Source organism: Undibacterium sp. Ji49W, from assembly GCF_049340205.1.
Classification (GTDB): domain Bacteria; phylum Pseudomonadota; class Gammaproteobacteria; order Burkholderiales; family Burkholderiaceae_D; genus Undibacterium.
Map to the genome: position 1 here is coordinate 121,596 of NZ_JBMPOW010000016.1, position 26,842 is coordinate 148,437.

Genomic DNA, 26,842 nt, shown 5'->3' on the forward strand with positions numbered 1-26,842 from the left:
CTTGCTCAACACAATAAACATTCAGCGAGTATCAGTTTTTGAAAGTCGTCATAGCCGGTGAATCATGTTCGCTGTATTCAGTTTTTTAACAAACTCCGCTCACCAAGCCAGTCTTCAAGAGGTTATTAAAAATGAATATCGTAAATCTTAAAATTAGTCAGCGGCTGTATTTAGGCTTTTTTGCCGTTATCTTTCTACTGGTTATTGTGGTCGTCATCGCGATTTCACGCCTCAGCTTGTTGAACAGCGAAATAGATCTTACCGTCAACGATCGCTACCAAAAAATTTACATCTTGAATGACGCAATCAAGAACGTGAACCTACAGGCACGCAATCTGCGCAATATACTGCTGATGAGTGATGATGCTGAAATAAAAAAAGAGATAGACAGCATCCACAAATCTTCACTGGAAATCACTGCTGAAATCGACAAACTATCGGCCGCCATAAAAAATCCCCAGGCCAAAGAATTGCTCAGACTAGCCGTGGAGCAACGGGCACAATACACGCCCGGTCGGGAAAAAATGATACAACTGGTCACTGAAGGCAAAAGAGACGAGGCCAAGGATTTACTCTTCAAGGAAGTACGCCCCAAACAGCTCGCCTATCTGAGTGCAATGGAAAACCTGATCCGATTCCAGGAAGAGTTAATGGCAGAATCTGCCAAAGAAACCAAGACAACTGCAGAATCAGCCAATCAACTGATCATGGCAGTCGGCATTCTGGCAACCTTGCTCAGCATGGCCATTGCCTGGTCCATCACACGCCGTATTGTTACCCCGATTAACGCCGCGGTGCACATCGCAAAAACCGTTGCCGACGGCGATTTGACCAGTACCATTGACGTTAGCGGCAAAGATGAAATCGGCTCCCTGTTCCGTGCGCTCGAACACATGAATGAGAATTTGATCGGCATCGTCAGCCAGGTCCGTGGTGGTACAGAAATGATTGCCACTGCATCGACACAAATCGCCACCGGAAATCAAGACCTGTCTGCCCGCACCGAGCAACAAGCCAGCGCACTGGAAGAGACCGCCTCTTCCATGGAAGAACTGACCAGTACTGTCAAACAGAATTCTGACAATGCACGCGAGGCAAACCTGCTGGCACAAAATGCATCGGATGTCGCCATCAAAGGCGGCAAAGTCGTTTCCCGCGTAGTAGAAACCATGTCATCAATCACCGAATCATCCAAAAAGGTAGTGGATATAATCAGCGTCATTGATGGCATCGCCTTCCAGACCAATATCCTGGCATTAAATGCCGCCGTAGAAGCCGCACGCGCTGGCGAACAGGGACGCGGTTTTGCAGTCGTCGCATCGGAAGTCCGCAATCTGGCGCAACGATCAGCAACCGCTGCAAAAGAAATCAAAATCCTGATTGACACTTCCGTAGAAAAAGTCGGCATCGGCAGCCAGCTTGTAGATGAAGCTGGTGTGACGATGGATGAAGTGGTTTCCAGTGTCAAAAAAGTGACCGACATCATGGCCCAGATCAGCTCTGCCAGTGCCGAACAAACCGCAGGCATAGAACAAATCAACCAGGCCATCGTCGAAATGGACAACGCCACACAACAAAATTCAGCCCTGGTAGAACAGGTTGCCGCAGCAGCAGAATCCATGCAGGGTCAGGCAAAGAAACAATCCGATGTCGTCAGCATTTTCAAAACAGGGATATCAGACCAGCCAGACCAAAGCACATTATCCAACATCGCTTCACGTGCCAAAGCGGCGACGCAAGTATTCCGCGCACGAGGCCGCACCTTGCAGGTTACGGCTGCGATGAAGGATGTGTAGGGTGGGTTAATTACGCGACCACGACATTTTGTTCAGACTATTTTGATTGCGCATGTCAGCCTTATTCTATTATCCACAGAGTTACAACAACACAAAATATAGACATGCTTGCAACCGAATTAGAAAAATCTCTACGTCGCTTTTTACGCACAAAAGATAAACAACTCAAATCGCTGAATGCAAGAGACCTTCTACTTCTAGCATCAGAACATTGGACAGTTGAATCAGTTGATGATGTAAGGCCATCCCAGGGTGACGGCTTGGTAGCTTATTTTGAATTGGTGAATAGAGATCGGGGAATGCTCTATGAGTTTGGTATCAATCGCATACTTCGCTTCCCCACCGACGAAGCCTCGTATATTGGCGCCTGGGAGCTCTGCTATAAATTGCGTATGTCTATTGGGTACAATGCGGGTCCGGAAATATTTCAACTCAAATCACCCGTCACCACATTTGACTGCTGGGATAAGCAAGAAATGTCGTCATTCATGAACGCCGTAGAAACATCATCTTGTTTTCAAATAGTACTTCCCCTTACTCAACGAGCATCAGCAATCAATTTTAGTGAAATTAGCGGGCCGCGTGGGAATCCACAAACAAGGAGCAACGGACTTATGTGGGCAACCACGTAAGGCACAGCAAAACGGGGTTGTAATCTATTTATGATAGATCCAGCGCGTAGCGATAATACAAGGGGCGATTAGCGGCGCGTAATCGCCCGCCGGGTTGGAAATCTACGAATGTCAGACCTGACCACGCACCCCCCCCCATGCAACGATGAGACTGGCACGCAACCAGTCTCCTGCTCACTATTAAATGCTATGTGTAAAAATCACTCATGCCGCTCCAATTTAGTAGCCAGCGTATCGACGTTTAACGAAAGGAAATCGTGCGCAAGGATAAAAATGTATGAATATCAGCGTCGTAATCGGCTCGCTGCCGAAAATCGCGCCGAAGCAAACACTAGAATTCACTCTTTTAAATCAATGACTTAGAATATTTGCTTAAGAGACCTGACATCACAGCCCCTAAACGGAAAAAATGAAAGAATCTACTTTACTTGAAAAAAATTGGCAGAATTAAAAGCCAGAATTCAGCGGGCAGAAAATGACACTTTTCTTGCGGACTTTTTTGACGTTGAAAAGGATAGTTTCACTTGGGTAGTGAATAATGATATTCGAAAACTATCGCCCACGGCATCGCCAAAGAATCTAATATTTATATCAAAAGCTTACGATTACGTCTTGGTAAAGCACTCCTTTGAACTCGCGGAAAAATTTATACAATTCTCTAAGTTTGAAGAGGTTTCTGTTTCTTTCCCGCTTCCAAATGGTGACTTTCCCGATTGGATTCACTTAGATATGAAGCAATTTTATGACTTTATATTTAAAATTTACAAACTGCCTCGCGCTTTTGACCTAAGACTCAAAAACGGCAATGATATCTACGTTCTTATGATCCCAGAGGATGATTTATTAATTTTTCAGTCGCGGAGCAATTAACTAGCTCCCTACATGACCCCGCTCCCTTCAAAAAAAGTAAGATATAACGACCAAGAATGACATGACCAACGAATATGATCTCTTTGAGATTTGGTTGATGGATATGAGTGCGATTACATTGCAGCAATCGCACATCGACTATAGCGCTCACTGCGCAACACAATTTAAGATCGCAAACGAATTGATGTTGGAGAGAACACGTCTAGACGAATAATAGACATCTCATCAGTATTGGAAATAAACCAGTCCCTTACAGCTGCGCCCCCCATAATTCGTGGAGTATTATTTAAATTTGCTTTGCGGTTAATACTACCGAGTACAGGTAACAAGCTATCGCCAAGGAAAATTTCAATCACTTCGCCATCACCACCAAATTGCTGTTGAACAGCAATACGCACATTAAAAAATCCCGTTTTATAGTAAGTCGGCTGAAGAACAAAATCAAAGCTTCCAATGATGTTTTGAGAAATATCCTGTAATGCTGAGTTGATGATTTCACTTTCGCCATCTTTACTTGGCTGGGGAGTATCAATCTCACTTTCAGTTGCGCCGCCATTCCATTCCGGATCAATAACCTTAATCAAATCATCCTCCAAAGCTGCGGCAAGATTTAAGTGAAATTGACCGTAATGAAGAAGTCCGTTATCGGGAAGCACAAATATCTCAACGGCAACACCATTAATTAGAAGATCTTTAATGCGCCGATTGTTTCTGATGTTGGTAGACTGGGTCTTGCCCGGAGTCTTATAACCATTCATTCTTGCAAATAGAGGCTGCACTGTCTTGCCAACATACTTCACCAATCCATCACAAACAAAGGCGTAAAGTATGTTTTTTTGTCTGGAATGACGTAGTAGTTCACAGTTAATTTTGTCGCCATCCAACTCCCAATGGCCGGACATTTGAAAACCAATTTCAAGCAATCTATTCATATGCAACGCCCTCAAGTATCTCGATCATAATCACAACGACAAGGCCGCGTTCATTTTATCAATAGTTCTTTTATCTTAATCTCGATAAATAATTGTAAAAGTAGACTCAAATTAATCGAGAAGACGTATGGGCAAAGATTTACATTGCAACAGTAATTACATATAGCACAATGATGCCATAAAATGCTCTTTAACCAGCAAAGCAAAAAGCCCTTGATCATTTCTGATCAAGGGCTTAAAACTTGGTTGCGGGGGCAGGATTTGAACCTACGACCTTCGGGTTATGAGCCCGACGAGCTGCCAGACTGCTCCACCCCGCGTCTGAAGAATGAAACTATACATTGTTTTGCTGCTCTGCGCAATCCTTTTATGGGATTCGGACTATTGCAGCAGTTGGGCGGACAGGTGTTACACTCTGAGGATTCGCCAATTTTCACTCTTTTTCTCATGAAATTCTGTTCTGAATGTGCGTCCCCAGTCGTCTTGCAAATTCCTGCAGATGACACCCGTGAACGTTTTGTCTGCCCGGCTTGCGGCACTATCCATTATCAAAACCCGAAGATGGTGGTTGGGTCTATTCCCGTATGGGAAGAAGATGGCGTGACCAAGGTCTTGCTGTGCAAGCGTGCAATTGAGCCGCGTCTGGGCTACTGGACGCTGCCTGCCGGCTTTATGGAAAACAATGAGACTACTTCACAGGCGGCGCAGCGTGAAACTGAAGAAGAGGCCGGCGCCAATATCAAGTTACATGAACTGTTTTCGATTCTGAACGTGCCACATGTACATCAGGTCCATCTGTTTTATCGCGCCACGCTGCTTGACCTGAATTATGCGGCCGGCGTAGAGAGTCTGGAAGTAGCGCTATTCTCTGAAGAACAGATCCCATGGGAGGACATCGCCTTCCCTACCACGACACATACGTTGAAGTTTTTCTTTGCCAATCTGGCGCAGGTACAACAGGGCGGCCAATATGAATTGCATGCGCATGATATTTTCAAGCCCATGCGGCATGGCTGATAAGCAAACCTGAGATTGGCAGGCAGAAATAAGAAATGGGCGAATTGATCGCCCATTTTTTTCGTCATTTCTTACCAACTGGTTTCGCGTTCAGCAGTGGATGAGATTTTGTGGATGGACAAATCAGCACCTTCGAACTCTTCTTCCGGGTCCAGGCGTATGCCTATGAGTTTCTTCAAGCTGGCATAGATGACATAGCCGCCAGCAAAAGCAATCGCCATACCCATCAATGTGCCCAGCAGTTGCGACATGAAGCTGACGCCACCCAGACCGCCCAAAGACTTCATGCCAAAAATACCGGCGGCGATACCACCCCAGGCACCGCACAGACCATGCAGGGGCCAGACACCCAAAACGTCGTCCACCTTCCATTTATTCTGGGTCCAGGTAAACATCCAGACAAAGATGGCACCAGCGATGCCACCGGTGACCAGTGCACCCAGCGGATGCATAAGGTCAGAACCGGCGCAGACCGCCACCAGGCCAGCCAGCGGGCCGTTATAGACGAAGCCGGGGTCATTCTTGCCCATCAAGAACGCTACCAGCGTACCGCCGACCATGGCCATGAGGGAATTAATGGCAACCAGTCCATTCATTTTGTCCAGCGTTTGTGCACTCATGACGTTGAAGCCGAACCAGCCTACCGTCAGTATCCACGCACCCAAGGCCAGGAAAGGAATGCTGGAAGGCGGATGGGCGGCAATCGCACCATTTTTCATATACCGGCCTCGGCGTGCGCCCAATAACAGGACGGCGGGCAAGGCAACCCAGCCACCAAAGGCATGCACGACGACAGAACCGGCAAAGTCATGAAATTCTTGAGAAAATGCAGCTTTCAGCCAGGCCTGTATGCCAAAACGCTGGTTCCAGGCGATGCCTTCAAAGAAGGGATACAAAATACCTACCAGCAAGGCGGTAGCAATCAGTTGCGGATGGAATTTTGCCCGTTCGGCAATACCACCTGAGATAATGGCAGGTATGGCAGCGGCAAAGGTCAGCAGGAAAAAGAATTTGACCAGTTCAAAGCCGTTTTTGGCAACCAGCACCTCGGCCCCAGAATAAAACTGTACGCCATAAGCGACGGTATAGCCGACAAAGAAGTAGGCAATGGTGGATACGGCAAAATCAACAAGTATCTTGACCAGGGCATTGACCTGGTTTTTCTTGCGTACCGTGCCTAATTCTAAAAACGCAAAGCCGGCATGCATTGCTAGAATCATGATGGCGCCCAGCAAGATAAACAATGCATCGGCGCTACTATTTTGTGCAGTCATGCAAAAAGTCTCCCAATAAAAGTGCAGATTTATGGATGTGGCGCACTGATAAAGCAAAATACATTCCAATTTGGTGCAAATTGATAAGTGATTGATTTAATGAAGAATTTAATTTTGAGCGGTTTTCTCTTGCACTTCTGCGCACCGAAAGATGGCGTTTTTTTGGTGCATCCCCATGGGATGGCAGCGTGATCCCCTGGCTGGAAACGGATAGCCCCTTCCCTCACCCCAGCACGGCGCTGACAGAGAAAGACGGTGCCGCAGGTTTGCTGGCAGCGGGCGCCGATTTATCGGCCAGCCGCCTGCTGTATGCCTACCGAAATGGTATTTTCCCGTGGTTTTCTGAAGGGCAGCCAATACTCTGGTGGTCTACCGACCCGCGTATGGTGTTACAAGTGCAAGATTTCAAGGTATCCGCCAGCCTGAAAAAACGCCTGCGCCAGGTCAGCAAGGATGACCGCTGGCAGCTACGCTTTGATACCGCCTTTGAACAGGTCATGCGTGCCTGTGCCGCGCCACGCAAAGACAGGGAAGGCACCTGGATTTCTGAAGACATCGTGGCGGGTTATTGTGATTTGCACAAACAGGGGTATGCCCATTCGGCAGAGGTGTGGCTGGATGGTGAACTGGTGGGCGGGGCGTATGGTGTTTGCATAGGACGCATGTTCTATGGTGAATCCATGTTTGCCAGGGTTACCGACGCATCCAAAATAGCGCTGACCCATCTGGTATTTTTCTTGCGTGAACATGACGTGAAAATGATAGACTGCCAGCAAGAGACAGGGCATCTGGCATCTCTGGGCGCAAAACCGATTGCACGCAGCGAGTTTTTGCGCAGACTGGAACATGCCACCGCCCTGCCAGCCATTAGCAATTGGACCATCACCAACAAGATCAGTCTGTGACCCAACTAAACGAGCTACCTTTCGCCAGCATACAGTTTTATGCGACAGCGCCCTACCCTTGCAGTTATCTGGAAGGCTTGCAGGCGCGCTCGCAGGTAGCAACGCCTGCCCATCTGATCAATGCGGATGCGTATTCAGAACTGGTGAAAAGTGGTTTCCGGCGCAGTGGCATTTTCATCTACAGGCCGCATTGCGATAACTGTCAGGCGTGCACGCCGGTACGCATACGTGTGCAGGAATTTGAAACCAACCGCAGCCAGCGTCGCGCCTGGAAAAAACATGCCGGGCTGACTGCGCGTGTCACCAGCCTCAGCTACGCGCAAGAACATTACGAACTATACCAGCGCTATCAGGGCGAACGCCATGCCGGTGGTGGCATGGATCATGACAGCCGTGACCAGTATGCGCAGTTCCTGCTGCAAAGCCGGGTGAATACCCGTCTGGTCGAGTTCAGGGATGAGCAGCAGGTCTTGCGCATGGTCAGCATTATCGACGTGCTGACTGATGGCCTGTCTTCGGTCTACACCTTTTATGACCCGGACGATATGTCGGCATCTTACGGTACCTACAATGTACTGTGGCAGATAGAGCAAACCCGGCTATTAAAGCTGCCGTATGTGTATCTGGGTTACTGGATTGCGGCCAGCCCCAAGATGGCTTACAAAACCAATTTCCGGCCACTGGATGCCTTAATGCAGGGACGCTGGCAGACATTGCGCGAGGTGTAGTCAGGACTTACGCAAAACCGCCCCAGTTGCGTTGCAGCTCCCGCATTTACTAAGACCTTGTACTAAAGTACTGTCTTCGTCGCTGACGGTGTAGTCGGGGTTTCAGGCAACATGTTGCCTGCCGACGAAACGAACCTCCCCTGCAAGGGAGGTTTCCTAAAAGCGATAGCCTTGCTGGGACAATTTTGCGTAAGTCCTAAATATGCTATGTACACGCACAATATATGATTGATAAAGGCCATCTCATGCATTTTTCAACATACCATAATTAGCATCACCATTATTTTTTCACCTTTTCTTCCTTCATAATTTCATGTCCGCGAAACTTCTTTATTCTCTGGTCCGCCCTGCCCTGTTTGCCATGGACCCGGAAAATGCACATCACCTCACCTTACCCGCACTGCAACGCGCCAGCAAACTGGGCCTGAGTGGCATGCTGGGCAGCAAACCCGCCGATGATGCACGCACGGTCATGGGCGTACGTTTCCCCAACCCGGTCGGCCTGGCTGCTGGTCTGGATAAGGATGGCGCTTACATTGACGGCTTGGCAGCGCTGGGTTTTGGTTCCATTGAAATCGGCACAGTGACGCCACGGGCGCAGGCGGGCAATCCCAAGCCGCGCATGTTTCGCCTGCCGCAGGCTGAAGCCATCATCAACCGCATGGGTTTCAATAACGGTGGTGTGGATGCCTTTGTCAGCAACGTACAGGCATCACGCTTTTATCAAGACAAGCAAGGCGTATTGGGTTTAAACATAGGCAAAAATGCTGACACGCCGATAGAACGCGCAGCCGATGATTATCTGCATTGTCTGTCCAGGGTTTATCCCTATGCCAGTTATGTGACGGTGAACATCTCTTCACCCAACACCAAGAACCTGCGGCAGTTGCAGGGTGCCAGCGAGCTGGATGCCTTGCTGTCACAATTAAAGGAAGCCCAATTGCGTCTGGCGGACGAGCACAAGCGCTATGTGCCGGTTGCGCTTAAAATTGCACCGGATATTGATGCAGAACAGATCAAGACCATTGCCGAAGCCCTGCTGCGCCACAAGCTCGATGGGGTCATCGCCACCAACACCACGATTACCCGTGACGCGGTGCAAGGCTTGCCGCATGCAGAAGAAACTGGTGGCCTGTCAGGCAAACCGGTGTTTGACGCATCCAATCGTGTCATACGTGCCTTGAAGGCAGAACTGGGAAATGAATTGCCCATCATTGGTGTGGGCGGAATTTTCTCTGGCGCTGATGCGGTGACGAAAATGCAGGCGGGTGCGGCACTGGTTCAATTGTATTCTGGCCTGATTTATCAAGGGCCGGCATTGGTTAAGGAATGCGCCGACGCTATACGGCTAAACAAATAAATTGAGATAAAAAGCAACTATGAAAAAAGTACTTTTAGGCGACAGCCAGTTAAATGTAAGCACAATCTGCCTGGGCACCATGACCTTTGGCGAACAGAATACCGAAGCACAGGCACATGAACAGCTGGACTATGCGCTGGAGCGCGGTATCAATTTTATCGATACGGCTGAAATGTATCCCGTCATGCCACGCACCGAAACCCAGGGCAGGACAGAACAATACATAGGCAGTTGGCTGAAAAAATCCGGCAAACGCAGCGATATCATACTGGCGACCAAGGCAGCCGGCCCGTCGCGCGGCATGAACTGGATGCGTAATGGTGAGACAGACCTGAACGAAAAAAACCTGCGCGCAGCAGTAGAAACCAGCCTGCAACGCTTGCAGACTGACTATATCGATCTGTATCAATTGCACTGGCCCAGCCGCAATGTTCCCATCTTTGGTCAAAAACAGTTCAACCCTGAACTGGAACGCCCCTGCACAGCCATTGCCGATACCGTGGCTGTCTTGCATGCGCTGGTGAAGGAAGGCAAGATTCGTGCTTTTGGCGTATCAAACGAGAGTGCCTGGGGTGTCAGCGAATTTGTCAAACAGGCCGACCTGCAAGGCGCACCACGCATCGCCAGCATACAGAATGCCTACAACCTGGTGAACCGTTCTTTTGAACAGGGCCTGGATGAAACCTGTTACCGTGAAAAAGTAGGCTTGCTGGCCTATAGCCCGCTGGCCTTTGGTCAACTCAGTGCCAAATATACGGATAATGCCCAGGCTCCTGGTCGCCTGACCCTGTTCCCACCCAGCTGGAGCCCGCGCTACCTGCGTGCAAGCGTGTTTGCTGCCAGCAAGCGCTATGCAGAACTGGCACGTGCCAACGGCCTGACACCCAGCCAGTTGGCATTGGCCTGGTGCTATTCACGCTGGTTCGTCGCCAGCACCATCATCGGCGCGACCAATCTGGCCCAGTTGAAAGAAAACATTGATGCTCTCGAAATCAGTCTCAATGATGAACTGATAACGGGAATCAACCAGATCCATGAAGAACTCCAAAATCCCGGCCAATAAATAATGCCAGGGTAAAGCAGCTTTCTGCCGGGCAGTAGGAGCGTTGTTGCCAATTGTCCGGCAGATTCGGCAAATTCGACACATCCGGTAAATATGGCGTAGAATGAAATTGCAATTGCAACAAACGCCTATTGATCCTTTTACCGGAGAACCGAGATGTCCCAATTGCGTAGCACCATCATCAAACTTGCCGTCTGCATCCTGGCCATTATGGGATTGTTGATGACATTTGCATATAGCGCCTTTCCTGGCGCATCGCTGTTCAAAATGGCGTATTTTTCTGCCATCGTCATGCTTGCTGTTCTTGCGCTGGGCATTGTCAGTGTGTATATCACTGGCGAATTCAAGCAATGGAGCCTCAACAATGGCGCCACCGATCTCGGCTGGCTTTGGTTTAATGCCGAACCACCAGGACTGGAAGCAATGAGAAACGGCATTGACGTCACTACCCTGTCTACCAAAGCAAAACAGGCAGGCACGCCTGACCAGACTGCCTGATCAAGTCATAGTAGCAAAGTAAAAATGCAGGCCAGAAATTTTTCTGTGCCTGCATTCTCGTTTACTTCTTTAACCTGCCAAACTCACCGCAAACAACTTATTTCTGTGCGCGTACCGGTACTGGTACATTACACAGATCGATATAGCCTGCCGGTACTTTATACCAGTCGCCGCCACGATTTCTTTGTGCTTCAACGATGGATTTGAAGGTCGCAGTATCCGTACGTATGATTTCCAGCTTGCTGCGTTCTGCTTCGGGTACATCAGCCGCAATCTTGATGGATTTGATAGGCGTACGCTCTTCCGCTTTTTCATAAAAACCCAGATTACCTTTGCCACGCGGTAGCGTCGTCAATAATTCCATGCCCTGCATGACACGACCGACCACAGTGATGTTTCTGTCCAGTTGCCTTGGCGCATGGCCGGTGACAACATACAGGGAAGTACCATCACCACTATTCGATTCCGTACCACGTGCGACACCAACGCTGGCATAACAATGGGTCAGCCACGCAGTACCTGCTTTAGGATCACGCCCGGCCGGAAAACCATTAGCATGTCCGACTTGCGGAGCAAAACCATCGACATCAGGCAAACGTGTAAAAGGCAGGCTGGATGCATATTTGACCGTAAATTCACCATCCAATTTGCGTTTGGCCGTTTTTATTTCCCGCTTTTCATCTGGATCTGCCCATTGCGCGACATAATTTTCTTGTGAGCGCACGATGGCCAGGCCATCAAAATACCCCTCCCGCACCAGTGCCTTGATGTTTTGTGCATGATTGGGCGCAAAATCCGGCGCCAGTTCAATCACGACACGGCCTTTTTCCAGTTCCATATACAAGGTATTGTCCGGATTCAAAGGGCGCCAGTCAGTCGCACTGGAAGTCTTGATTAAATCCGCCATCGTCTGTTTTGATTTAAGCGGTGCAGCCTTGGCAGCGACAGGTGCAGCCTGGGCAAGACCCGCCGCCGTGAGGCTGGCAAGCAGATGGGCAATCAGTAATTTTCGGGCATGTGGAACAGCAAAACGTAAAGACATTGTTTGACTCCAGGTAAGATGCGGAAAATAAGGGATAAGCGCAAGCTTAAGGATTTGAGACCATACGCGAAGGAAATAGTTTTGTCCATATACCAAAAATATATCGGACAACCTAAAATCACCGTGCAAAAAGATATATTGCTGCTGTTTTTTTCATCGTTACGCATCTTATTTTGCACTAGCCTGACTTGTCATATTGCAAAAATCTGGCGAATCCGGTACAAGCTTGTTGACGAATTTCATTCACCATGAAGGAGCCCTACTTGAAACCTCAGCCTCAACAACCAACCGGTGCCTTTGTCGGCGCATCATGGGCAGCCTTGTTTATCGGTGGCATCACGTATCTGGCTGGCGTCTGGAATGCAGCCATGCAATTGAACGAAAAAGGCTATTATTTCACGCTACTGATGTATGGCTTGTTTTCTGCCGTGTCGCTGCAAAAATCAGTGCGCGACAAGCTGGAAGGGATACCGGTCACAGGCATTTATTTTGGTTTGTGCTGGCTGTCTCTGGGCCTGTCGATTTTATTGCTGAGCGTGGGATTATGGAATGCAACGCTGAACTGGAGCGAAAAAGGCTTCTTTGCCATGGCATTTTTGCTGAGCCTGTTTGCTGCCGTCGCAGTACAGAAAAACGTGCGTGACATGGGCCTGATCAGGTCTGGCGCAGATACCATGCCCATGCATGATGGACATGAATCATGAAACTGATGCGCTCACCTGTTGATGCACTGATCCGGACTACCAAACGACGCTAAAGATGATGAATAATGATGCTCCAGACAATGGCGATTTTGCTGCTTATCTAAAAAATTTAGATAAGTCCGGCAAAACAAGCGCAGCATCAGACGCGCTAACGAATCCCATTCTGCCTGTCTTTCAGAATTCGCATAGCGAGGAATTAGCAGATCAGGAACTTGCTGAACTTCCCCCTATATCCGACGATGATTTATTGCAGCAAGCCCTGGCATGTGAAGGCGTCAGCAATGAATATGATCTGGATGACCGTGTAGAACACCAGACGAATGACGACGCAGGTCTGCATGATGCGGAAGATGCGCCAGAAGCTGAGCAAGCTCCCCTGGCATTTCTTGGTGAACACGCACTGCAGTTAGCGGATCAGCCGACGCCAGAAGAACTTGATGAAATACCTGAGCTTAGTGACGAAGAACTGATACAACAGGCTTTGGCAGATCCTGGAGACAATGAAGATATTTCTCCGGAATAAATACGCATACACCAGGATCATCCTCAAAAAAAGAGCCTGCCTTTGTTCAAGTAAAAATGAACACATGCAGGCTCTTTTACATCTGTGAAATCAGGGCATGTCGATCTGCTCAACCATACGCCAATGACAAATGCCGGGCGCGTGCCGATGCAGTCGATTTAACTTCTACACGCATGGAATTCTGCAAAGATGCAATAGAACCACCTGCGCGATACTGGAAGCTGACTTGCAGAATATCACCCTCTTTGACCGCCACCGGCTGCGCTACCGGCAAGGCCATGTAATTATTCAGCCAGTCTATGGTGGATGAGGTTTCCATCAACACTGCCAGGATGTTCTTGGTGACAAAACGCAAGGCGCTGACGGTGCCGGCGCGTTCTATGGTGAAATTGCCTTCCCAGCGAATTTGCAGCTCATTGTCCTGATTAAAATCGATAATGCTGTACAAGGCCGGCTGTGCCAGTTCCACGGTATCGGCTGAAAATACACCTGCCTGCTGAAATTGAATGATCGGTGCCTGATAGCCTGAAAAGTCATAGGTCTGCTGCAAGGGCTGCACCGCCATGACTATCGCTTCTGGAATAAACACTGGCAGTGGGCCACCAAATTTGGCCGCATAACGCTTTTTAAAATTCTCGATGACTTCCACCTGTTTTTCACGCAGCATAGCCACGTGTATCATCTCGCAGATGACAACATCAACAGGTTCTGGCGGCAGGTATTCAAAGGCATCAGCATGGATGACTTCAACCTTTTCGCCATCGCGGTTCATGGCCAGCAAACGACGTGCTTCATCTACCATGTCCGGGTTAAATTCGACGCAATAGACCTTGGATGCAGTCTGCGCAGCAAACCAGGACAGTACGCCAGTGCCGCCGCCCAGTTCCAGCACTTTGGCACCTTCAAAAACCTGGCGTCGTATGGCCGCCTTGAAGCTGTCCATACGGTTCAAATCCATCAGCATGTTGTGATGGTATTGCAGGGGAATAAACTGACCGAGGTAGCAGCTCTCTGCCTCACGTTCGTTCAACATGGTGACTCCTTCGTTTCCTGGTTTCATGATGTGGCTGCCGTCTGAAAAGTGCTGTAGGACAGTCAATTTCTTCGCCAGCAACATGCAATTCTGAATAGCATTTTGCGTGCGGCCCGAGTGACTGATTATCCTTGGCTTATGAAGAAGCGAATCGCGGAGTTGAACGAAGAATCGGCGTCAATTCTTGCTTATGGTAAAGATATAGGCATGCCATTTACCGATGAATTAACTTTATGCAAAGAAGTAGTGATGTGCAAGAGGAACTACAGAAGAATTTACCAGATGAACTGCAAAGCTGAGCCCTCAATCTTTCTTTGGCTTTTCGCAGCGTGCATCACGGTAAGCGGTGCTTAACTGTTCCCAGCCCTCGCCAGGCGAGTTTTGGGAACAGACTACATGCGCAGTTAGTTTGCTGCGCCATTTATACCAGGCTGCCGGTTCGGCACGCATCGCGGCAGGCACCAACGTGACGGTCAACAAAGTGGCCAGCAACCACATTTTCCTGCGTCTATGCATGACCGTCACTCCTGACATGAACTACGATTTATGTTTCCCTGATTTTACACCCCGGTTTGTTCCCGATAGCGTGCCAGTTCATCGATTGTCAGCACCACCATGTCATGGGTGACAGCATATTCGATGATCTGTTCACCCTTGGCCATGCTGCCATCGGGATTCATCAATTCGCACAAGACGGCAGCCGGAGACAAGCCAGCCATCTGCGCCAGATCTACCGAGCCTTCGGTATGACCACGCCGACTGAGAACGCCACCGGGTGCCGCCCGCAAAGGGAAAACATGGCCAGGCCGGGCCAGATGTTCAGGCCTGGCATCCGGCGCGATGGCAGTCAGTATGGTGGTGACGCGGTCAGCAGCAGAAACGCCCGTGGTCACACCCTGTCTGGCTTCTATCGACACGGTAAAAGCGGTGCCATAGCGACTTTCATTATTGCTGACCATGGGGGGCAGATCGAGTTGCTGCAACTTGTCGTCAGTCAGGCATAAACAGACAATGCCGCTGCAATCACGTATCAGCCTGGCCATGGATTCAAGCGTGATCTTTTCGGCAGCGACGATAAGGTCCGCCTCGTTTTCACGGTCAAAATCATCCATGAGTAACACTGGGCGACCGTTGCGCAGGTCTTCCAGCGCCCTGGGCAGACGTTGTTCAAATGGACTAAGGGAAAGCATTTCCGGTTCAGCAGAACTGGAAGAAGGATGGGTAGTGGTGGTATTGATGGTATTCAACATAATGAAACGCTCCGGCAAAAGTAAATGTGCAAAAGACGTTTCAGGGAGCAAAAAACGAATAGCCAGACGCGAGCGCCCATGGTGATAACCATAGGTGCTTTGCATAAGGCGCATCTTCTCTCATCCGGACTATGACCGTCGGCCCTGGAATCACACCAGATCTGCTGACCTTGCAAACAGATTCTTTATTTCCTGAACCTGTCTTTGATGCAAGCGCTCGCGGGCTTATTCACAGTTATACCTGTGATTTTACCGCCGGTGGGGAATTGCACCCCGCCCTGAAGACGTACAACCTGCCGAATTATTCGGCATGCAGATTATACGTAAAAATTCCCGGGCTTACTGAAGGCAGGGCAAACGCCGCATCTTGGCGCATTAAATCAATGACATTGCTTGTAGTGCTTGAATAACTTAAGCGCTTTGAACAAGCAGTCATCCACCCGTAGCAGGCACATTCATCTGTGCCATATATCAAATTAAGCGCACCGATAAATACAATTGTTAAAAATGTTGTCTTATGTTGTCCTATTTAGCTCGCATTTCCACATGGCAACAACTATGCTAATTCCTGAAGGTGTTTCTGCCTTCCCATACCTGCGAGCGGTAAGTCGGGGCCAATTGCAGACTTCAATACCATTCAGGCAAAAAAACACATCAAAAGACCAGGCGTTCCTGCTTAAACTGGTTTTTAAATCATTTATTCCTGGCTCATGAATTAAACTAAAGACAATATCAGGCCAACGATTTTATATATATCAAATACGTATATAAGCAAATGAATACTAAGTAGTTTGGAATAAAGCCTGAATTCATTACGATTCACCTACTTTGCGCGAGGCGATATGACTTTAACCTATATATTTTCGGGATTTGCTGTTGGCACCCTGGTCGGCTTGACCGGCGTGGGTGGCGGCTCGCTCATGACGCCCCTGCTGACCCTGCTGTTTGGCGTCTCGCCGACAGTCGCCGTAGGCACAGATCTCGCCTTTGCTTCGATCACCAAGGCCACCGGCACCTTTACCCATCGTCTGCGTGGTACGGTAGACTGGAATGTGGTACGTCTGTTGTGCTACGGTGCCCTGCCTGCGGCGGTCGTAGCCACCTTGTTCCTCAAGCATTTTGGTGCATTGGACAAGGAAATTGGTCAGCTCATACGCTATTCCATCGCTGTTTCCGTGCTGCTGACCGTGGTTGCCCTGCTGTTCAAAGGCAAGATGCTGAACTGGCTGAATAATCATCCTGAAAAGCAATTACAAGGCAAAAATCTGGCCATTGCGACTATTGTCTCAGGTGCAGTGCTAGGAACACTGGTCACCATTTCTTCCATCGGTGCCGGCGCCATAGGCGCAACCTTGCTGGTCATGCTGTATCCGCGCATGTCCGCTGCGCACATCGCCGGCACTGATATTGCCTATGCCGTACCATTGACCGCCATTGCCGCCTTTGGACACTGGTGGCTGGGCTCGATAGACTGGGTCTTGCTGGGCAGCCTGCTGATCGGCTCTCTGCCGGGCATCACACTGGGCTCCCTGGCAGCCCGTGCCGTACCTGAAAAATTTTTACGTGGCCTGCTGGCAACCACTCTGACTCTGGTTGCTGCCAAGCTTGTCCTTTGAATCTGTTTGCAATCGCGTACTTACACACGCATTTTATGGGTAATTAAAGATGTATCGTTACGACCAGCACGATCACCAAATCATCAAGGAACGTATTGCACAATTCCGCGACCAGGTTAGCCGCCGGCTTTCGAATGAATTGAGCGAAGATGAATTCCGTATTTTGCGTCTGCAAAACGGTCTGTACATGCAGCGCCACGCCTATATGTTACGGGTGGCTGTGCCTTATGGCATGCTGTCGTCGAATCAGGTACGCAAGTTTGCCCACATTGCCCGCAAATATGATCGTGGCTATGGTCACTTTACGACACGTCAGAATATCCAGTACAACTGGATCAACCTGGAAGATACACCAGACATACTGGAAGAACTGGCATCGGTAGAAATGCATGCCATCCAGACTTCTGGTAACTGCATGCGCAATATTACGTCTGATGAATTTGCCGGTGTGGCTGCGGATGAAGTGATTGATCCGCGCGCCTATGCAGAAATCCTGCGTCAATGGACTACCTTCCATCCGGAATTTGCATATCTGCCGCGTAAATTCAAGATCGCCATCAATGGTGCCAAAGAAGACCGCGCCGCAATTGCCGTGCATGATATTGGCCTGACCGTGGTGCACAACGAAGCTGGCGAAGTCGGCTTCAAGGTAATGGTTGGTGGCGGCATGGGTCGTACCCCTATTCTGGGCAGCGTGATACGTGATTTCCTGCCGTGGAAGCATGTCATGACCTACCTGGAAGCGATATTGCGTATCTATAATCAGTACGGTCGTCGCGACAATATCTACAAGGCACGTATCAAGATACTGGTGAAAGCGATCGGTGCTGAAGAATTTGCTCGCCAGGTAGAAGAAGAATGGCAAGACATCAAGGATGGCCCGGCTACTTTGACAGAAGCTGAATTGAAACGCGTGGCCAGCTATTTCACGACGCCAGACTATGAAACCCTGCCTGCGCAAGATGCCACTTATGAGCAGCATTTGCAAGACAATAAATCCTTCGCCAACTGGGTCAAACGCAATGTCAAACCACATAAGGTAGCTGGCTATGCGGCTGTGGTCCTGTCACTGAAGAAGCCAGGCGTACCGCCGGGCGATGCCAGTTCGGAACAAATGGATTTCATTGCCGATCTGGCTGATCAATACAGTTTTGGTGAATTGCGCGTCACGCATGAGCAAAACCTGGTGCTGGCAGATGTCAAAGTTGCTGACTTGTTCACCGTCTGGCAAGAAGCCAAGGCACATGGCCTGGCGACACCAAATATTGGCTTGCTGACCGACATGATCTGCTGCCCTGGCGGTGATTTCTGTGCGCTGGCGAATGCCAAATCCATTCCTATCGCGCTGGATATCACGGATCGCTTCAACGACCTTGATTATCTGCATGATATCGGCGACATCGAATTGAATATGTCTGGCTGTATCAATGCCTGCGGCCACCACCATGTCGGCAATATCGGCATTCTGGGTGTGGACAAAGACGGTAGCGAGTTTTATCAGGTGTCCATCGGTGGTGCGCAAGGCAATAGCTCGGCCATAGGCAAGATTATTGGCCCGTCTTTCGCTGCCGGACAAATGCCGGAAGTGATAGACCGCATCATTCAGGTATATGTGCGTGATCGCCTCGAGAATGAGCGCTTCATCGATACGGCCCAGCGCCTGGGTATCGCGCCATTCAAGGAATTTGTGTATGCAACACCGATACGTACCAATGAACATCATGGTGAAGACGCCGGTACGGCTGTCAGCTACTGAAATTAAGAAAGTGCATCATGCGAGAAATTATTAAAGATAAAACCATCGTCAGCGACGACTGGACAGTACTGCGCCTGACAGAGAATGAAACTCCGGATGCCGTCAGCGTACCCGCAGGCAAAGTCATCATCCCGCTGAAAGTATGGTTGCTGCAACGCGAAAGCCTGCTGAACCGTACTGATATTGCCGTGTGGTTCAGCAGCGATGAGCAGGCAAAAGAATTGAAAGAAGACATCAGCCGCTTTAGCCTGCTGGCTGTGGACTTCCCAAAATTTGCAGATGGTCGTGGTTATTCCATCGCCTATAACCTGCGCTCACGCTTCAATTTCACTGGCGAATTGCGCGCCATCGGCGATGTCTTGCGTGACCAGTTGTTTTACATGCAGCGTGTGGGCTTCAATGCTTTTGCCACTCGTGAAGACAAGAATATCCATGACGCCATCAAGGGCCTGACCGATTTTTCTGAGAAATACCAGACTTCGTGGGATGAAAAAAATCCCTTGTTCCGCCGTGCTGAACGCAGTGGAGCATCGGTATGAGTGATTTTCAGGAACGTCTTGCCGCCACCCAGGCGATACTGGACAAGATTGCTGCTGACTACGCTCCAGCCGTGTTTGCTTCCAGCTTGGCAGCCGAAGATATGGTGTTGACTGACCTGATTTTACGCAATAAGCTGGACATTAGCATTTTTTCGCTGGAAACCGGACGCCTGCATGCAGAAACGCTGGGCATGCTGGATAAAGTCAAAGAAAGCTATGGCACAGAAATCAAGCTGTTCAAGCCGGATGCCGCCGATGTGGAAAATTATGTCAGCCAGCATGGACTGAACGCCTTTTACGACAGTGTGGAAATGCGCAAGGAATGCTGCCGCATACGCAAGGTAGAACCGCTGAAACGTGCCCTGGCAGGCAACAAGGCCTGGGTCACCGGCCAGCGCCGTGCGCAGTCAGCGACCCGTACCGAACTGGCCGTGCAAGAAGATGATGCAAGCCATGGCCTGCAAAAGTTTAATCCTTTGGCAGATTGGTCAGAAGATGATGTCTGGCACTATCTCAGGAGCAACAATGTGCCTTACAATCCTTTGCATGACAAAGGATATCCATCGATAGGCTGCGAACCATGCACCCGCGCGATACAGCCAGGTGAAGATGTCAGGGCTGGTCGCTGGTGGTGGGAAAACCCCGATTCCAAGGAATGTGGCCTGCATGTCGTTGATGGCAAGCTGATCCGAATTAAACAAGCTGTCTGAAGAAGAAAAATCATGAATACTGTCGTGGAAAACCATTTTATTGATGCTGCGAGCAATCGCCACCTGGATTGGCTGGAATCCGAAGCCATCCATATCATGCGCGAAGTCGCGGCCGAATGCAGCAACCCTGCCCTGCTGTTTTCCGGCGGCAAAGACTCTATCGTCTTGCTGCGTCTGGCAGAAAAGGCTTTCCGCCCGGGTAAGTTCCCTTTCCCGCTGGTGCATATTGATACCGGCCACAACTTCCCTGAAGTCATTGCCTTTCGCGACAAGCGCGTGGCCGAACTGGGTGAACGCCTGATCGTTGGTTCGGTAGAAGAATCAATACGCCGTGGCACGGTACGTCTGCGCAACCCGGCAACGGATTCACGCAATGCGGCGCAAGCCGTGACCTTGCTGGAAACAATTGCTGAACACAAATTCGACGCCTGCATAGGTGGTGCCCGTCGCGATGAAGAAAAAGCGCGCGCCAAGGAAAGGATATTCTCTTTCCGTGATGAATTTGGCCAATGGAACCCTAAAGCACAACGTCCGGAATTGTGGGACCTGTATAACACCCGCGTGCACGCTGGTGAAAACATGCGCGTCTTCCCTATCTCGAACTGGACCGAGCTCGACGTATGGCAATACATCGCCCGTGAAAAACTGGAATTGCCACAGATTTATTTTGCCCATGAACGCCAGGTAATCCCGCGCAATGGCTTGCTGGTACCATTAACGGACCTGACACCACCACGTGCCGGTGAAACGGTAGAAACCCAGATCGTGCGCTTCCGCACGGTGGGTGATATTTCCTGCACCTGCCCGGTATCGTCTGATGCGGCCACTGTAGAAGCCATCATCGCCGAAACCGCGATCACCCAGATTACCGAGCGTGGCGCTACCCGCATGGATGACCAGACATCAGAAGCATCGATGGAAAAACGTAAAAAAGAAGGATATTTCTAATGAACGCCGTAGAACAATTGACTGCCGCCGTTGGTAGAGAACGTGGCCTCTTGCGCTTCATCACGGCGGGTTCAGTGGATGATGGCAAAAGCACTTTGATTGGTCGCCTGCTGTTTGACAGCAAGGGTATTTTTGCTGACCAGCTGGATGCCATTTCGCGCGCCAAACACAAGCGCACCGTCGGCGACACCATAGACCTGTCCCTGCTGACTGATGGCCTTGAAGCTGAACGCGAACAAGGTATCACCATCGACGTGGCCTATCGCTATTTCGCCACACCAAAACGCAAGTTCATCATTGCCGATACGCCTGGCCATGAACAGTACACGCGCAATATGGTGACCGGTGCGTCAACGGCAGATGCGGTGATCATTCTGATCGACGTTTCCAAGGTCAAGCTGAATGATGATGGTACTGTGGATTTACTGACGCAAACCAAACGTCACTCCACCATTGCCCATCTGCTGCAAATAGAACACGTGATTGTTGCCGTCAACAAGATGGATCTGATCGACTATGACCAGACCGTGTATGACCGCATTATCGCTGCCTATCAGGCATTTGCAGATCAATTGGGTTTGAAAAACATCCGCCCTATTCCCTTGTCTGCCCTCGCGGGTGACAATGTGGTGACGGCCAGCGAAAAACTGGCTTGGTACAAGGGACCAACCCTGATTGAACTGCTGGAATCCTTAAGCGTATACGACGCCTGCCACGACGAACCATTCCGCTTCCCGGTACAACTGGTAGCACGTCACAATGGCCATGAAGCGAATGACTTCCGTGGTTATATGGGGCGTATCGAAGCAGGCAAAGTCAGCAAGGGCGACAAATTATTGGTGCAGCCTGGTGGCCAGACTGCCACAGTCAAGGACATTCTGACACTGGATACATCACTGGATACTGCTGTCGTCGGTCAGTCAGTCACGATCTTGCTGGATGAGTATGTAGATATTTCACGCGGTGACATGCTGGTGGGTGCTGATCGTCCGGCGACCCTGCTGAAAACCGTGAATGCCGATTTGTGCTGGCTGTCAGAAGATGTGCTGGATATCCGTCGCAAATACTGGCTGAAACATACCACCAGACAAATCGCTGCCAGGGTAACGGCCATTGACACGCTGCTGGATATCAATACCCAGGAACGTCGCTCTGCAGACAGCCTCAAACTGAATGATATTGCGACTGTAACACTGAACGTTGCCCAGGCACTGGCTGCCGATGATTATCGGGACCTGCGCTCCACCGGTGCCTTCATCCTCATTGATGAAGTAACCCATCAGACCGTCGCGGCAGGTATGATACGTATTGGCTGAAGTGTAAATACAGTGGTAAATACGTTGATCAATACAGTGACGAGTACAGCAGTGCATACAGCAACAGGCAAGGTCTATCTGATCGGGGCCGGCCCCGGTGCGGCAGATCTGATTACCGTACGGGGTGCCCGTCTGCTGGCAGCAGCAGACGTGGTGCTGTACGATGCACTGGTCACATCTGAAATGCTGGAACTGTGTCCGCAGGCTGTCAAAATCCCGGTAGGCAAACGCAGCGGACAACGCTCTGCGGCGCAAGAGCATATCAATCAGCAGATGCTGGAATCTGCCGCTAAATATCAGTTGGTAGTGCGCCTCAAGGGCGGTGACCCCATGCTGTTCGGGCGTGCCGACGAAGAACTGACGGCACTGGAATCTGCTGGCGTTAACTATGAAATCGTGCCCGGCATTACCACCGCCCTGGCGGCGGCGGCCAGCGTGCGCCAGCCACTGACCAAGCGCGGCATCGCCCGCAGTGTCGCCCTGTTCACATCAAGTACCGCCCCTGGCGAAACGGCAGATACCCGCATACCCGAATGTGACACCCTGGTGCAGTATATGGGTGGCAGGGAAGCCATGTTGACTGCGCAACGCATGCTGACCGCCAATTTCCCTGGCAATCTACCCGTCATCATCATCGAGAACTGCAGTCGCCCGGATGAATGCAGTCAGGCCATGAGCCTGAATGATCTGGCCAATGGACTGCCCGGCAGTACCGGACCTGTGCTTGTCATGATGGGTGAAGCGATGCGGGCGCGCAAATCATCCTGACACCCTGATATCTTGACTACTGCTCAAGAATCTTCAGGGCGGCAATCTGACGCCCTGCCTGCGCGCCATCAGTTGCAGGACACCACCTGTTCTTAGTTGTTCGTATAGTTCATCGTAACGGCTACGCAGTTGCTCGCAACTGGCATTCTTGCAGTAAGCCAGATAGCCATCCTGGATATCCATAAGCGGTTCTATCATCTGCAGTTCATTACTGATGCCCATGGCTTTCATGGCGGCTTCGGTATTGCGTATATTGGTGGCCAGAAAATCCACCCTTTTTGCCAGTAACATGTTCAGACCGTTGGTAAGCGTATTTGCCAGCACCGGCTTGATACCAGAGCGCATGCTTTCAAATTGCGCGCCATATATCCAGCCATTGATGACACCCAGCCTGGGGCCGTGCAAGCTGGCGTAATTGCCATCCCAACTCAGGTCTGATCCCTTGCGAACGTAGAGCACGATCAGGTCACGATAAAAGGCTCTTTTGGCAAAGGCAAATTTGCCTTCTCTTTCTGTCGTCCTGTACGGGCCTATCAGTATCTGTGCCTGTTCATTTTCAACCATCCACTGTGCCCTGGCCCAGGGATAGATTTCAAACCGGATGTCATCACCATTCTGCTTCGCCAGCGCGCGCAGGATGTCTGCCCCTAGCCCGGTATATTCACCAGCGACATTGCGTTCAAATACGTTGGCGAATTCTGTACCTACAGCCAGTACCTGCGCTGCATGGCTGGCCGGCACCGCAAGATGGAGTGATGCAAACAAGAGGAAAGTCAATACCAGTTTCAGCGCTGCCCTTGCCCTATACATAGATAGTGCCGCTGAGGTCTGCGTATTATGGCCAAAAATCGGAATCATTCGCGCCTCAGATCAGGGTGTGAGAAACGAGGCTTTACAAAGATTTTATACAATAGTCCCTGATAGCCGACAAAACGCTGTCATCTTCACCAGCAGCACTGACAAGTTTTACCTCAAGCGCCGGATGGCTGGTGCGCAGTTCATCCACCAATATAGGCAAATCACGCAACACATGACCACCCTGCCCCAGAAATATCGGCACCAGCGTGACTTGCTGACACCCTTCTGTCACCAGGCTGGCAACCAGTTCTGGCAGTGATGGCTGCATGAACTCCAGAAACGCCAATGCCACCGTAGTATCTGGCAAACTTTCCTGTGTCATTTTTTGCAGGCGCTGAAAAGGCTGCGCCCACCTGGGGTCACGCGCGCCATGGGCGAACAGGATCATTGCAGGTTTTTCAGTCATCAATTTCTTTCCACGTAACGCAAACCCATGGCGGCTATCACCAGGAACAACACACTGGGTACCAACGCCGTCACAGGTGCTGGCCAGGTATTAAGCAAACCCACATGTGAAAACAGCGAATTGATCAGGTAAAACACCATGCCTATCATGATGCCGCTGAATATCTTCAAACTGACGCCACCGCTTCTGACGTGCAGGTAGGCAAAGGGCAATGCCAGTGCCATCATCACCAGTACCGCAAATGGGTAGGTGATTTTTTTCCAGAAAGCGATTTCATAGCGTTCGCCATCCTGTTTATTGTCCGCCAGATGCTTGGTAAATGCAGCCAGGTCGGTCGCGGACATGCGGTCAGGGTCAGCAAACAGGACAGATAAAATATCTGGTGTGACTTCGGACACAATGTCGCGGCTGTCAAGCTTCTGGCTTTTCACTGCGGCGATATCTTCACTGGTCAGCGTTTTAGGGAAGGATGTTTCGGACACATCAAACAGACGCCAGGTATTCTTGCCCAGGTATTCGGCATCGGTCGCAGTCACTTCACGGGACAGGTGAAAATTTTTGTCGAATTCAAATATCCGTACGCCTTTCAAATGACGGTTTGGCAGTATCTCTTTCACGTTCAGGAACAGCGAACCGACCACTTCACCGGTAAGGCCGTTTTCACGCACCAAATCCTTGGTCCACAAACCGGTACGAAATTCCTGTGCCATTGCTTCACCGATGGCATTGAGCTTGATTTTTTCAGCGAATTTGCTTGATACCGGGGAAATCACTTCTCCAAACAGAAAAGTCAGCGCAACAAACAGCATGCCTATTTTCAGCAAGATACTACCTGCCATCACGGTCGACATGCTGGATGCGCGCATGATGGTAAATTCGGAATTGGAAGCAAACTGCGCCAGCACATAAATGGTGCCGATCAAAACCGCAATCGGCATGAACTCATAGATATAGCCCGGCCATCCCAACAAGACATACAAGACCGCATGCTTGAGCTGGTACCCACCCTTGTTGACAGAAGATTGCAACTCATTAACAAGATCAAAAAACGAAAACAGCGCCAGCAATGCCAGCATGACGAATAACACGGCACGCAGGATTTCCGTGCCAAAATATCTTTGTAAAATTTTCATGCTGGACACTTCTCTTTGCCACGGAAACTCGATTTGCAGCGGGACCACAATACCAGCGGATGCCAGCGACTATTGACCTTCAAACGCCATAAGAACAAAGCGATAACAAGCAGACTGACAACCAGATGGTGTGGCCACCACGCCATGGCAAAACTGCTGCGCTCCTGCACCACCAGCGCTTGCAAAATATTAGTAACGGACAGGTAAATCACCACCAGCAACAAAGCCACGATCAGATTGGCTGAACGTCCGACACGAGGATTGACGTAACCCAGGGGAATAGCCAGCAACAGCAATACTGCGCACATCACCGGCAGGGAAATACGCCATAGCAGCTCACCCAATTTGGTACTGTCGAGATTTTCCAGCAAAGCCGCCAATGGCATGGATTTCGCCGATTTGTCACCGGCCACGCTGGCATTCTGACTGGATACCAGTACACCGTATTTTTCAAACTGCATCATCTGAAAATCAGGCGCGGTCGGTGCGCCGTCGTAACGACGCCCCTGACTCATGACCAGGAACTTGTCGCCCAGTTTGTCGATTTCTATCATGCCTTCCTTGGCAACGACGATGCTGGAGCGACCATCTTTATAAGTATTGATGAAGATATTCTGCACCTTGCTGAGATCACCAGCCACTTCTTCGACAAAGAAAATCCGGTCAGATGAAGCAGATTCCTGAAACTTGCCGGGAGCCACCTTGGCTATATCCGAACGTTTTTCAAAGCGTTCGCGAAATTCCACGCTTTGCTGGTTGGCCCAGGGGGTGACGATAAAACTCAGCAAGCCGGTCAGGATGATGAGAGGCGCGCCAAAGCGTACCACCGGCGCTATCCACTGCGTCAGGCTCAGGCCAGAAGCAAACCAGACCACCATTTCCGAATCCTGGTAGCTGCGGGTCACTACCAGCAATACGGAAATAAAGCCGGTCAGCAACAGCAGAATATGCATGTTCATGAGGGCGGTGAAGGCGATCAGGGCCACCACATCGGACGACGCAACTTTACCTCCTGCCGCCTGTCCAAGGATTTTAATGAGCATCACGGAGATCGTGATGGTGAACAATGTAGTGAAGACTGCGCCTGCGGCACTGTTTAATTCACGTCGAAGCGCGCGCTGAAAAATCATGAGTAGGATTATAATGTCTGTTTTACGAGACTTAC

General features: G+C 50.1%; 28 protein-coding genes, 1 tRNA gene and 1 riboswitch. Of the genes, 18 read left to right on the top strand and 11 right to left on the bottom strand.

Going from position 1 to position 26,842, the window contains the following annotated elements; translation table 11 throughout:
- The first annotated feature begins 131 nt into the window (after nucleotides 1-131).
- The 3 genes from ACO0LK_RS19510 (at nucleotide 132) to ACO0LK_RS19520 (ending at nucleotide 3,298) form a co-directional block, all read left to right on the top strand.
- Nucleotides 132-1,796, top strand: coding sequence for a methyl-accepting chemotaxis protein (locus ACO0LK_RS19510; RefSeq protein ID WP_422977955.1), 1,665 nt, complete (start codon nucleotides 132-134; stop codon nucleotides 1,794-1,796).
- Between the two features lie 104 nt (nucleotides 1,797-1,900).
- The gene (locus tag ACO0LK_RS19515) at nucleotides 1,901-2,428 is read left to right on the top strand and encodes a hypothetical protein (RefSeq protein ID WP_422977957.1); all 528 of its coding nucleotides are present in this window, start codon (nucleotides 1,901-1,903) and stop codon (nucleotides 2,426-2,428) included.
- Nucleotides 2,429-2,866: 438 nt separating this feature from the next.
- Nucleotides 2,867-3,298: a hypothetical protein gene (locus ACO0LK_RS19520; RefSeq protein WP_422977959.1), complete on the top strand. Its 432-nt coding sequence runs from the start codon at nucleotides 2,867-2,869 to the stop codon at nucleotides 3,296-3,298.
- Nucleotides 3,299-3,462: 164 nt separating this feature from the next.
- Here ACO0LK_RS19520 and ACO0LK_RS19525 read toward each other — a convergent pair whose 3' ends face one another.
- Complete coding sequence (locus ACO0LK_RS19525; protein ID WP_422977961.1) at nucleotides 3,463-4,230, bottom strand: GIY-YIG nuclease family protein; 768 nt, start codon at nucleotides 4,228-4,230, stop codon at nucleotides 3,463-3,465.
- A gap of 243 nt (nucleotides 4,231-4,473) precedes the next feature.
- A tRNA-Met gene (locus ACO0LK_RS19530) sits at nucleotides 4,474-4,550 on the bottom strand.
- Nucleotides 4,551-4,677: 127 nt separating this feature from the next.
- Here ACO0LK_RS19530 and ACO0LK_RS19535 point away from each other — a divergent pair.
- Entirely contained in the window at nucleotides 4,678-5,247 is a 570-nt protein-coding gene (locus tag ACO0LK_RS19535) for an NUDIX hydrolase (RefSeq protein WP_422977963.1), read from the top strand.
- 71 nt (nucleotides 5,248-5,318) lie between these two features.
- Here ACO0LK_RS19535 and ACO0LK_RS19540 read toward each other — a convergent pair whose 3' ends face one another.
- Complete coding sequence (locus ACO0LK_RS19540; RefSeq protein ID WP_422977965.1) at nucleotides 5,319-6,521, bottom strand: ammonium transporter; 1,203 nt, start codon at nucleotides 6,519-6,521, stop codon at nucleotides 5,319-5,321.
- 188 nt (nucleotides 6,522-6,709) lie between these two features.
- On the opposite strand from ACO0LK_RS19540, the gene aat reads away from it, so the two are divergent.
- From aat to ACO0LK_RS19565, 5 genes are all read left to right on the top strand, one after another.
- Nucleotides 6,710-7,426: a leucyl/phenylalanyl-tRNA--protein transferase gene (gene aat / locus ACO0LK_RS19545; protein ID WP_422977967.1), complete on the top strand. Its 717-nt coding sequence runs from the start codon at nucleotides 6,710-6,712 to the stop codon at nucleotides 7,424-7,426.
- Nucleotides 7,423-8,154 carry an arginyltransferase gene (locus tag ACO0LK_RS19550; protein WP_422977969.1) on the top strand — a complete coding sequence of 244 codons (732 nt, stop codon included), beginning with the start codon at nucleotides 7,423-7,425 and terminating at the stop codon, nucleotides 8,152-8,154. The genes aat and ACO0LK_RS19550 overlap by 4 nt, the downstream gene beginning before the upstream one ends.
- A 313-nt stretch (nucleotides 8,155-8,467) precedes the next feature.
- Nucleotides 8,468-9,514: a quinone-dependent dihydroorotate dehydrogenase gene (locus ACO0LK_RS19555; RefSeq protein WP_422977971.1), complete on the top strand. Its 1,047-nt coding sequence runs from the start codon at nucleotides 8,468-8,470 to the stop codon at nucleotides 9,512-9,514.
- Between the two features lie 19 nt (nucleotides 9,515-9,533).
- On the top strand, nucleotides 9,534-10,577 hold the full coding sequence (locus tag ACO0LK_RS19560; RefSeq protein WP_422977973.1) for an aldo/keto reductase: 1,044 nt from the start codon (nucleotides 9,534-9,536) through the stop codon (nucleotides 10,575-10,577).
- Nucleotides 10,578-10,733: 156 nt separating this feature from the next.
- Nucleotides 10,734-11,075, top strand: a complete 342-nt coding sequence (locus tag ACO0LK_RS19565; RefSeq protein ID WP_422977975.1) for a hypothetical protein — start codon at nucleotides 10,734-10,736, stop codon at nucleotides 11,073-11,075.
- 97 nt (nucleotides 11,076-11,172) lie between these two features.
- On the opposite strand, the gene ACO0LK_RS19570 is transcribed toward ACO0LK_RS19565, so the two are convergent.
- Nucleotides 11,173-12,117, bottom strand: a complete 945-nt coding sequence (locus ACO0LK_RS19570) for a peptidylprolyl isomerase (RefSeq protein WP_422977977.1) — start codon at nucleotides 12,115-12,117, stop codon at nucleotides 11,173-11,175.
- Nucleotides 12,118-12,380: 263 nt separating this feature from the next.
- Between ACO0LK_RS19570 and yiaA the strand changes: the two genes are divergently transcribed.
- Nucleotides 12,381-12,821, top strand: coding sequence for an inner membrane protein YiaA (gene yiaA, locus ACO0LK_RS19575; protein ID WP_186949299.1), 441 nt, complete (start codon nucleotides 12,381-12,383; stop codon nucleotides 12,819-12,821).
- Nucleotides 12,822-12,876: 55 nt separating this feature from the next.
- Nucleotides 12,877-13,344: a hypothetical protein gene (locus ACO0LK_RS19580; protein ID WP_422977979.1), complete on the top strand. Its 468-nt coding sequence runs from the start codon at nucleotides 12,877-12,879 to the stop codon at nucleotides 13,342-13,344.
- A 109-nt stretch (nucleotides 13,345-13,453) separates the two neighbouring features.
- Here the strand turns inward: ACO0LK_RS19580 and ACO0LK_RS19585 are convergent, their stop codons facing one another.
- The 3 genes from ACO0LK_RS19585 to ribB all read right to left on the bottom strand — a co-directional run bounded on the left by ACO0LK_RS19585 (nucleotide 13,454) and on the right by ribB (nucleotide 15,567).
- Nucleotides 13,454-14,377: a methyltransferase domain-containing protein gene (locus ACO0LK_RS19585; RefSeq protein WP_422977981.1), complete on the bottom strand. Its 924-nt coding sequence runs from the start codon at nucleotides 14,375-14,377 to the stop codon at nucleotides 13,454-13,456.
- Nucleotides 14,378-14,680: 303 nt separating this feature from the next.
- Entirely contained in the window at nucleotides 14,681-14,893 is a 213-nt protein-coding gene (locus tag ACO0LK_RS19590) for a hypothetical protein (protein WP_422977983.1), read from the bottom strand.
- A gap of 44 nt (nucleotides 14,894-14,937) precedes the next feature.
- The gene (gene ribB, locus ACO0LK_RS19595; RefSeq protein ID WP_422978047.1) at nucleotides 14,938-15,567 is read right to left on the bottom strand and encodes a 3,4-dihydroxy-2-butanone-4-phosphate synthase; all 630 of its coding nucleotides are present in this window, start codon (nucleotides 15,565-15,567) and stop codon (nucleotides 14,938-14,940) included.
- Between the two features lie 168 nt (nucleotides 15,568-15,735).
- Nucleotides 15,736-15,917: riboswitch (FMN riboswitch) on the bottom strand.
- Nucleotides 15,918-16,469: 552 nt separating this feature from the next.
- Here ribB and ACO0LK_RS19600 point away from each other — a divergent pair.
- The 7 genes from ACO0LK_RS19600 to cobA are packed head-to-tail and all read left to right on the top strand — an operon-like array spanning nucleotide 16,470 to nucleotide 23,280.
- Nucleotides 16,470-17,243: a sulfite exporter TauE/SafE family protein gene (locus ACO0LK_RS19600; RefSeq protein ID WP_186949294.1), complete on the top strand. Its 774-nt coding sequence runs from the start codon at nucleotides 16,470-16,472 to the stop codon at nucleotides 17,241-17,243.
- Between the two features lie 49 nt (nucleotides 17,244-17,292).
- Nucleotides 17,293-18,999, top strand: a complete 1,707-nt coding sequence (locus ACO0LK_RS19605; protein ID WP_422977986.1) for a nitrite/sulfite reductase — start codon at nucleotides 17,293-17,295, stop codon at nucleotides 18,997-18,999.
- 17 nt (nucleotides 19,000-19,016) lie between these two features.
- Complete coding sequence (locus ACO0LK_RS19610) at nucleotides 19,017-19,538, top strand: DUF934 domain-containing protein (RefSeq protein ID WP_422977988.1); 522 nt, start codon at nucleotides 19,017-19,019, stop codon at nucleotides 19,536-19,538.
- Complete coding sequence (locus ACO0LK_RS19615; protein WP_422977990.1) at nucleotides 19,535-20,248, top strand: phosphoadenylyl-sulfate reductase; 714 nt, start codon at nucleotides 19,535-19,537, stop codon at nucleotides 20,246-20,248. Before ACO0LK_RS19610 ends, ACO0LK_RS19615 begins: the two co-directional genes overlap by 4 nt.
- A 12-nt stretch (nucleotides 20,249-20,260) precedes the next feature.
- On the top strand, nucleotides 20,261-21,196 hold the full coding sequence (gene cysD, locus ACO0LK_RS19620) for a sulfate adenylyltransferase subunit CysD (protein ID WP_186949290.1): 936 nt from the start codon (nucleotides 20,261-20,263) through the stop codon (nucleotides 21,194-21,196).
- A complete protein-coding gene (locus tag ACO0LK_RS19625) occupies nucleotides 21,196-22,512 on the top strand; it encodes a sulfate adenylyltransferase subunit 1 (RefSeq protein ID WP_422977992.1) in 1,317 nt (438 codons plus the stop codon). Before cysD ends, ACO0LK_RS19625 begins: the two co-directional genes overlap by 1 nt.
- 51 nt (nucleotides 22,513-22,563) lie before the next feature.
- A complete protein-coding gene (cobA, locus tag ACO0LK_RS19630; protein WP_422977994.1) occupies nucleotides 22,564-23,280 on the top strand; it encodes a uroporphyrinogen-III C-methyltransferase in 717 nt (238 codons plus the stop codon).
- Between the two features lie 33 nt (nucleotides 23,281-23,313).
- Here the strand turns inward: cobA and ACO0LK_RS19635 are convergent, their stop codons facing one another.
- From ACO0LK_RS19635 to lptF, 4 genes are all read right to left on the bottom strand, one after another.
- Complete coding sequence (locus tag ACO0LK_RS19635; RefSeq protein ID WP_422977996.1) at nucleotides 23,314-24,090, bottom strand: substrate-binding periplasmic protein; 777 nt, start codon at nucleotides 24,088-24,090, stop codon at nucleotides 23,314-23,316.
- A gap of 82 nt (nucleotides 24,091-24,172) precedes the next feature.
- Nucleotides 24,173-24,544 carry a sirohydrochlorin chelatase gene (locus ACO0LK_RS19640; protein WP_422977998.1) on the bottom strand — a complete coding sequence of 124 codons (372 nt, stop codon included), beginning with the start codon at nucleotides 24,542-24,544 and terminating at the stop codon, nucleotides 24,173-24,175.
- Nucleotides 24,544-25,677: an LPS export ABC transporter permease LptG gene (lptG, locus tag ACO0LK_RS19645; protein WP_422978000.1), complete on the bottom strand. Its 1,134-nt coding sequence runs from the start codon at nucleotides 25,675-25,677 to the stop codon at nucleotides 24,544-24,546. Before lptG ends, ACO0LK_RS19640 begins: the two co-directional genes overlap by 1 nt.
- Complete coding sequence (gene lptF / locus ACO0LK_RS19650; RefSeq protein WP_422978002.1) at nucleotides 25,674-26,807, bottom strand: LPS export ABC transporter permease LptF; 1,134 nt, start codon at nucleotides 26,805-26,807, stop codon at nucleotides 25,674-25,676. Before lptF ends, lptG begins: the two co-directional genes overlap by 4 nt.
- Nucleotides 26,808-26,842 lie beyond the last annotated feature (35 nt).

Excerpts from the sequence above, each read along its gene's own strand:
- ACO0LK_RS19510 (WP_422977955.1), top strand. The coding sequence starts at position 132 with ATGAATATCGTAAATCTTAAAATTAGTCAGCGGCTGTATTTAGGCTTT.
- ACO0LK_RS19515 (WP_422977957.1), top strand. The coding sequence starts at position 1,901 with ATGCTTGCAACCGAATTAGAAAAATCTCTACGTCGCTTTTTACGCACA.
- ACO0LK_RS19525 (WP_422977961.1), bottom strand. The coding sequence starts at position 4,230 with ATGAATAGATTGCTTGAAATTGGTTTTCAAATGTCCGGCCATTGGGAG.
- ACO0LK_RS19535 (WP_422977963.1), top strand. The coding sequence starts at position 4,678 with ATGAAATTCTGTTCTGAATGTGCGTCCCCAGTCGTCTTGCAAATTCCT.
- ACO0LK_RS19540 (WP_422977965.1), bottom strand. The coding sequence starts at position 6,521 with ATGACTGCACAAAATAGTAGCGCCGATGCATTGTTTATCTTGCTGGGC.
- ACO0LK_RS19555 (WP_422977971.1), top strand. The coding sequence starts at position 8,468 with ATGTCCGCGAAACTTCTTTATTCTCTGGTCCGCCCTGCCCTGTTTGCC.
- ACO0LK_RS19560 (WP_422977973.1), top strand. The coding sequence starts at position 9,534 with ATGAAAAAAGTACTTTTAGGCGACAGCCAGTTAAATGTAAGCACAATC.
- ACO0LK_RS19565 (WP_422977975.1), top strand. The coding sequence starts at position 10,734 with ATGTCCCAATTGCGTAGCACCATCATCAAACTTGCCGTCTGCATCCTG.
- ACO0LK_RS19570 (WP_422977977.1), bottom strand. The coding sequence starts at position 12,117 with ATGTCTTTACGTTTTGCTGTTCCACATGCCCGAAAATTACTGATTGCC.
- ACO0LK_RS19580 (WP_422977979.1), top strand. The coding sequence starts at position 12,877 with ATGATGAATAATGATGCTCCAGACAATGGCGATTTTGCTGCTTATCTA.
- ACO0LK_RS19585 (WP_422977981.1), bottom strand. The coding sequence starts at position 14,377 with ATGTTGAACGAACGTGAGGCAGAGAGCTGCTACCTCGGTCAGTTTATT.
- ACO0LK_RS19590 (WP_422977983.1), bottom strand. The coding sequence starts at position 14,893 with ATGCATAGACGCAGGAAAATGTGGTTGCTGGCCACTTTGTTGACCGTC.
- ribB (WP_422978047.1), bottom strand. The coding sequence starts at position 15,567 with ATGCTTTCCCTTAGTCCATTTGAACAACGTCTGCCCAGGGCGCTGGAA.
- ACO0LK_RS19600 (WP_186949294.1), top strand. The coding sequence starts at position 16,470 with ATGACTTTAACCTATATATTTTCGGGATTTGCTGTTGGCACCCTGGTC.
- ACO0LK_RS19605 (WP_422977986.1), top strand. The coding sequence starts at position 17,293 with ATGTATCGTTACGACCAGCACGATCACCAAATCATCAAGGAACGTATT.
- ACO0LK_RS19610 (WP_422977988.1), top strand. The coding sequence starts at position 19,017 with ATGCGAGAAATTATTAAAGATAAAACCATCGTCAGCGACGACTGGACA.
- ACO0LK_RS19615 (WP_422977990.1), top strand. The coding sequence starts at position 19,535 with ATGAGTGATTTTCAGGAACGTCTTGCCGCCACCCAGGCGATACTGGAC.
- cysD (WP_186949290.1), top strand. The coding sequence starts at position 20,261 with ATGAATACTGTCGTGGAAAACCATTTTATTGATGCTGCGAGCAATCGC.
- ACO0LK_RS19625 (WP_422977992.1), top strand. The coding sequence starts at position 21,196 with ATGAACGCCGTAGAACAATTGACTGCCGCCGTTGGTAGAGAACGTGGC.
- ACO0LK_RS19635 (WP_422977996.1), bottom strand. The coding sequence starts at position 24,090 with ATGTATAGGGCAAGGGCAGCGCTGAAACTGGTATTGACTTTCCTCTTG.
- ACO0LK_RS19640 (WP_422977998.1), bottom strand. The coding sequence starts at position 24,544 with ATGACTGAAAAACCTGCAATGATCCTGTTCGCCCATGGCGCGCGTGAC.
- lptG (WP_422978000.1), bottom strand. The coding sequence starts at position 25,677 with ATGAAAATTTTACAAAGATATTTTGGCACGGAAATCCTGCGTGCCGTG.
- lptF (WP_422978002.1), bottom strand. The coding sequence starts at position 26,807 with ATGATTTTTCAGCGCGCGCTTCGACGTGAATTAAACAGTGCCGCAGGC.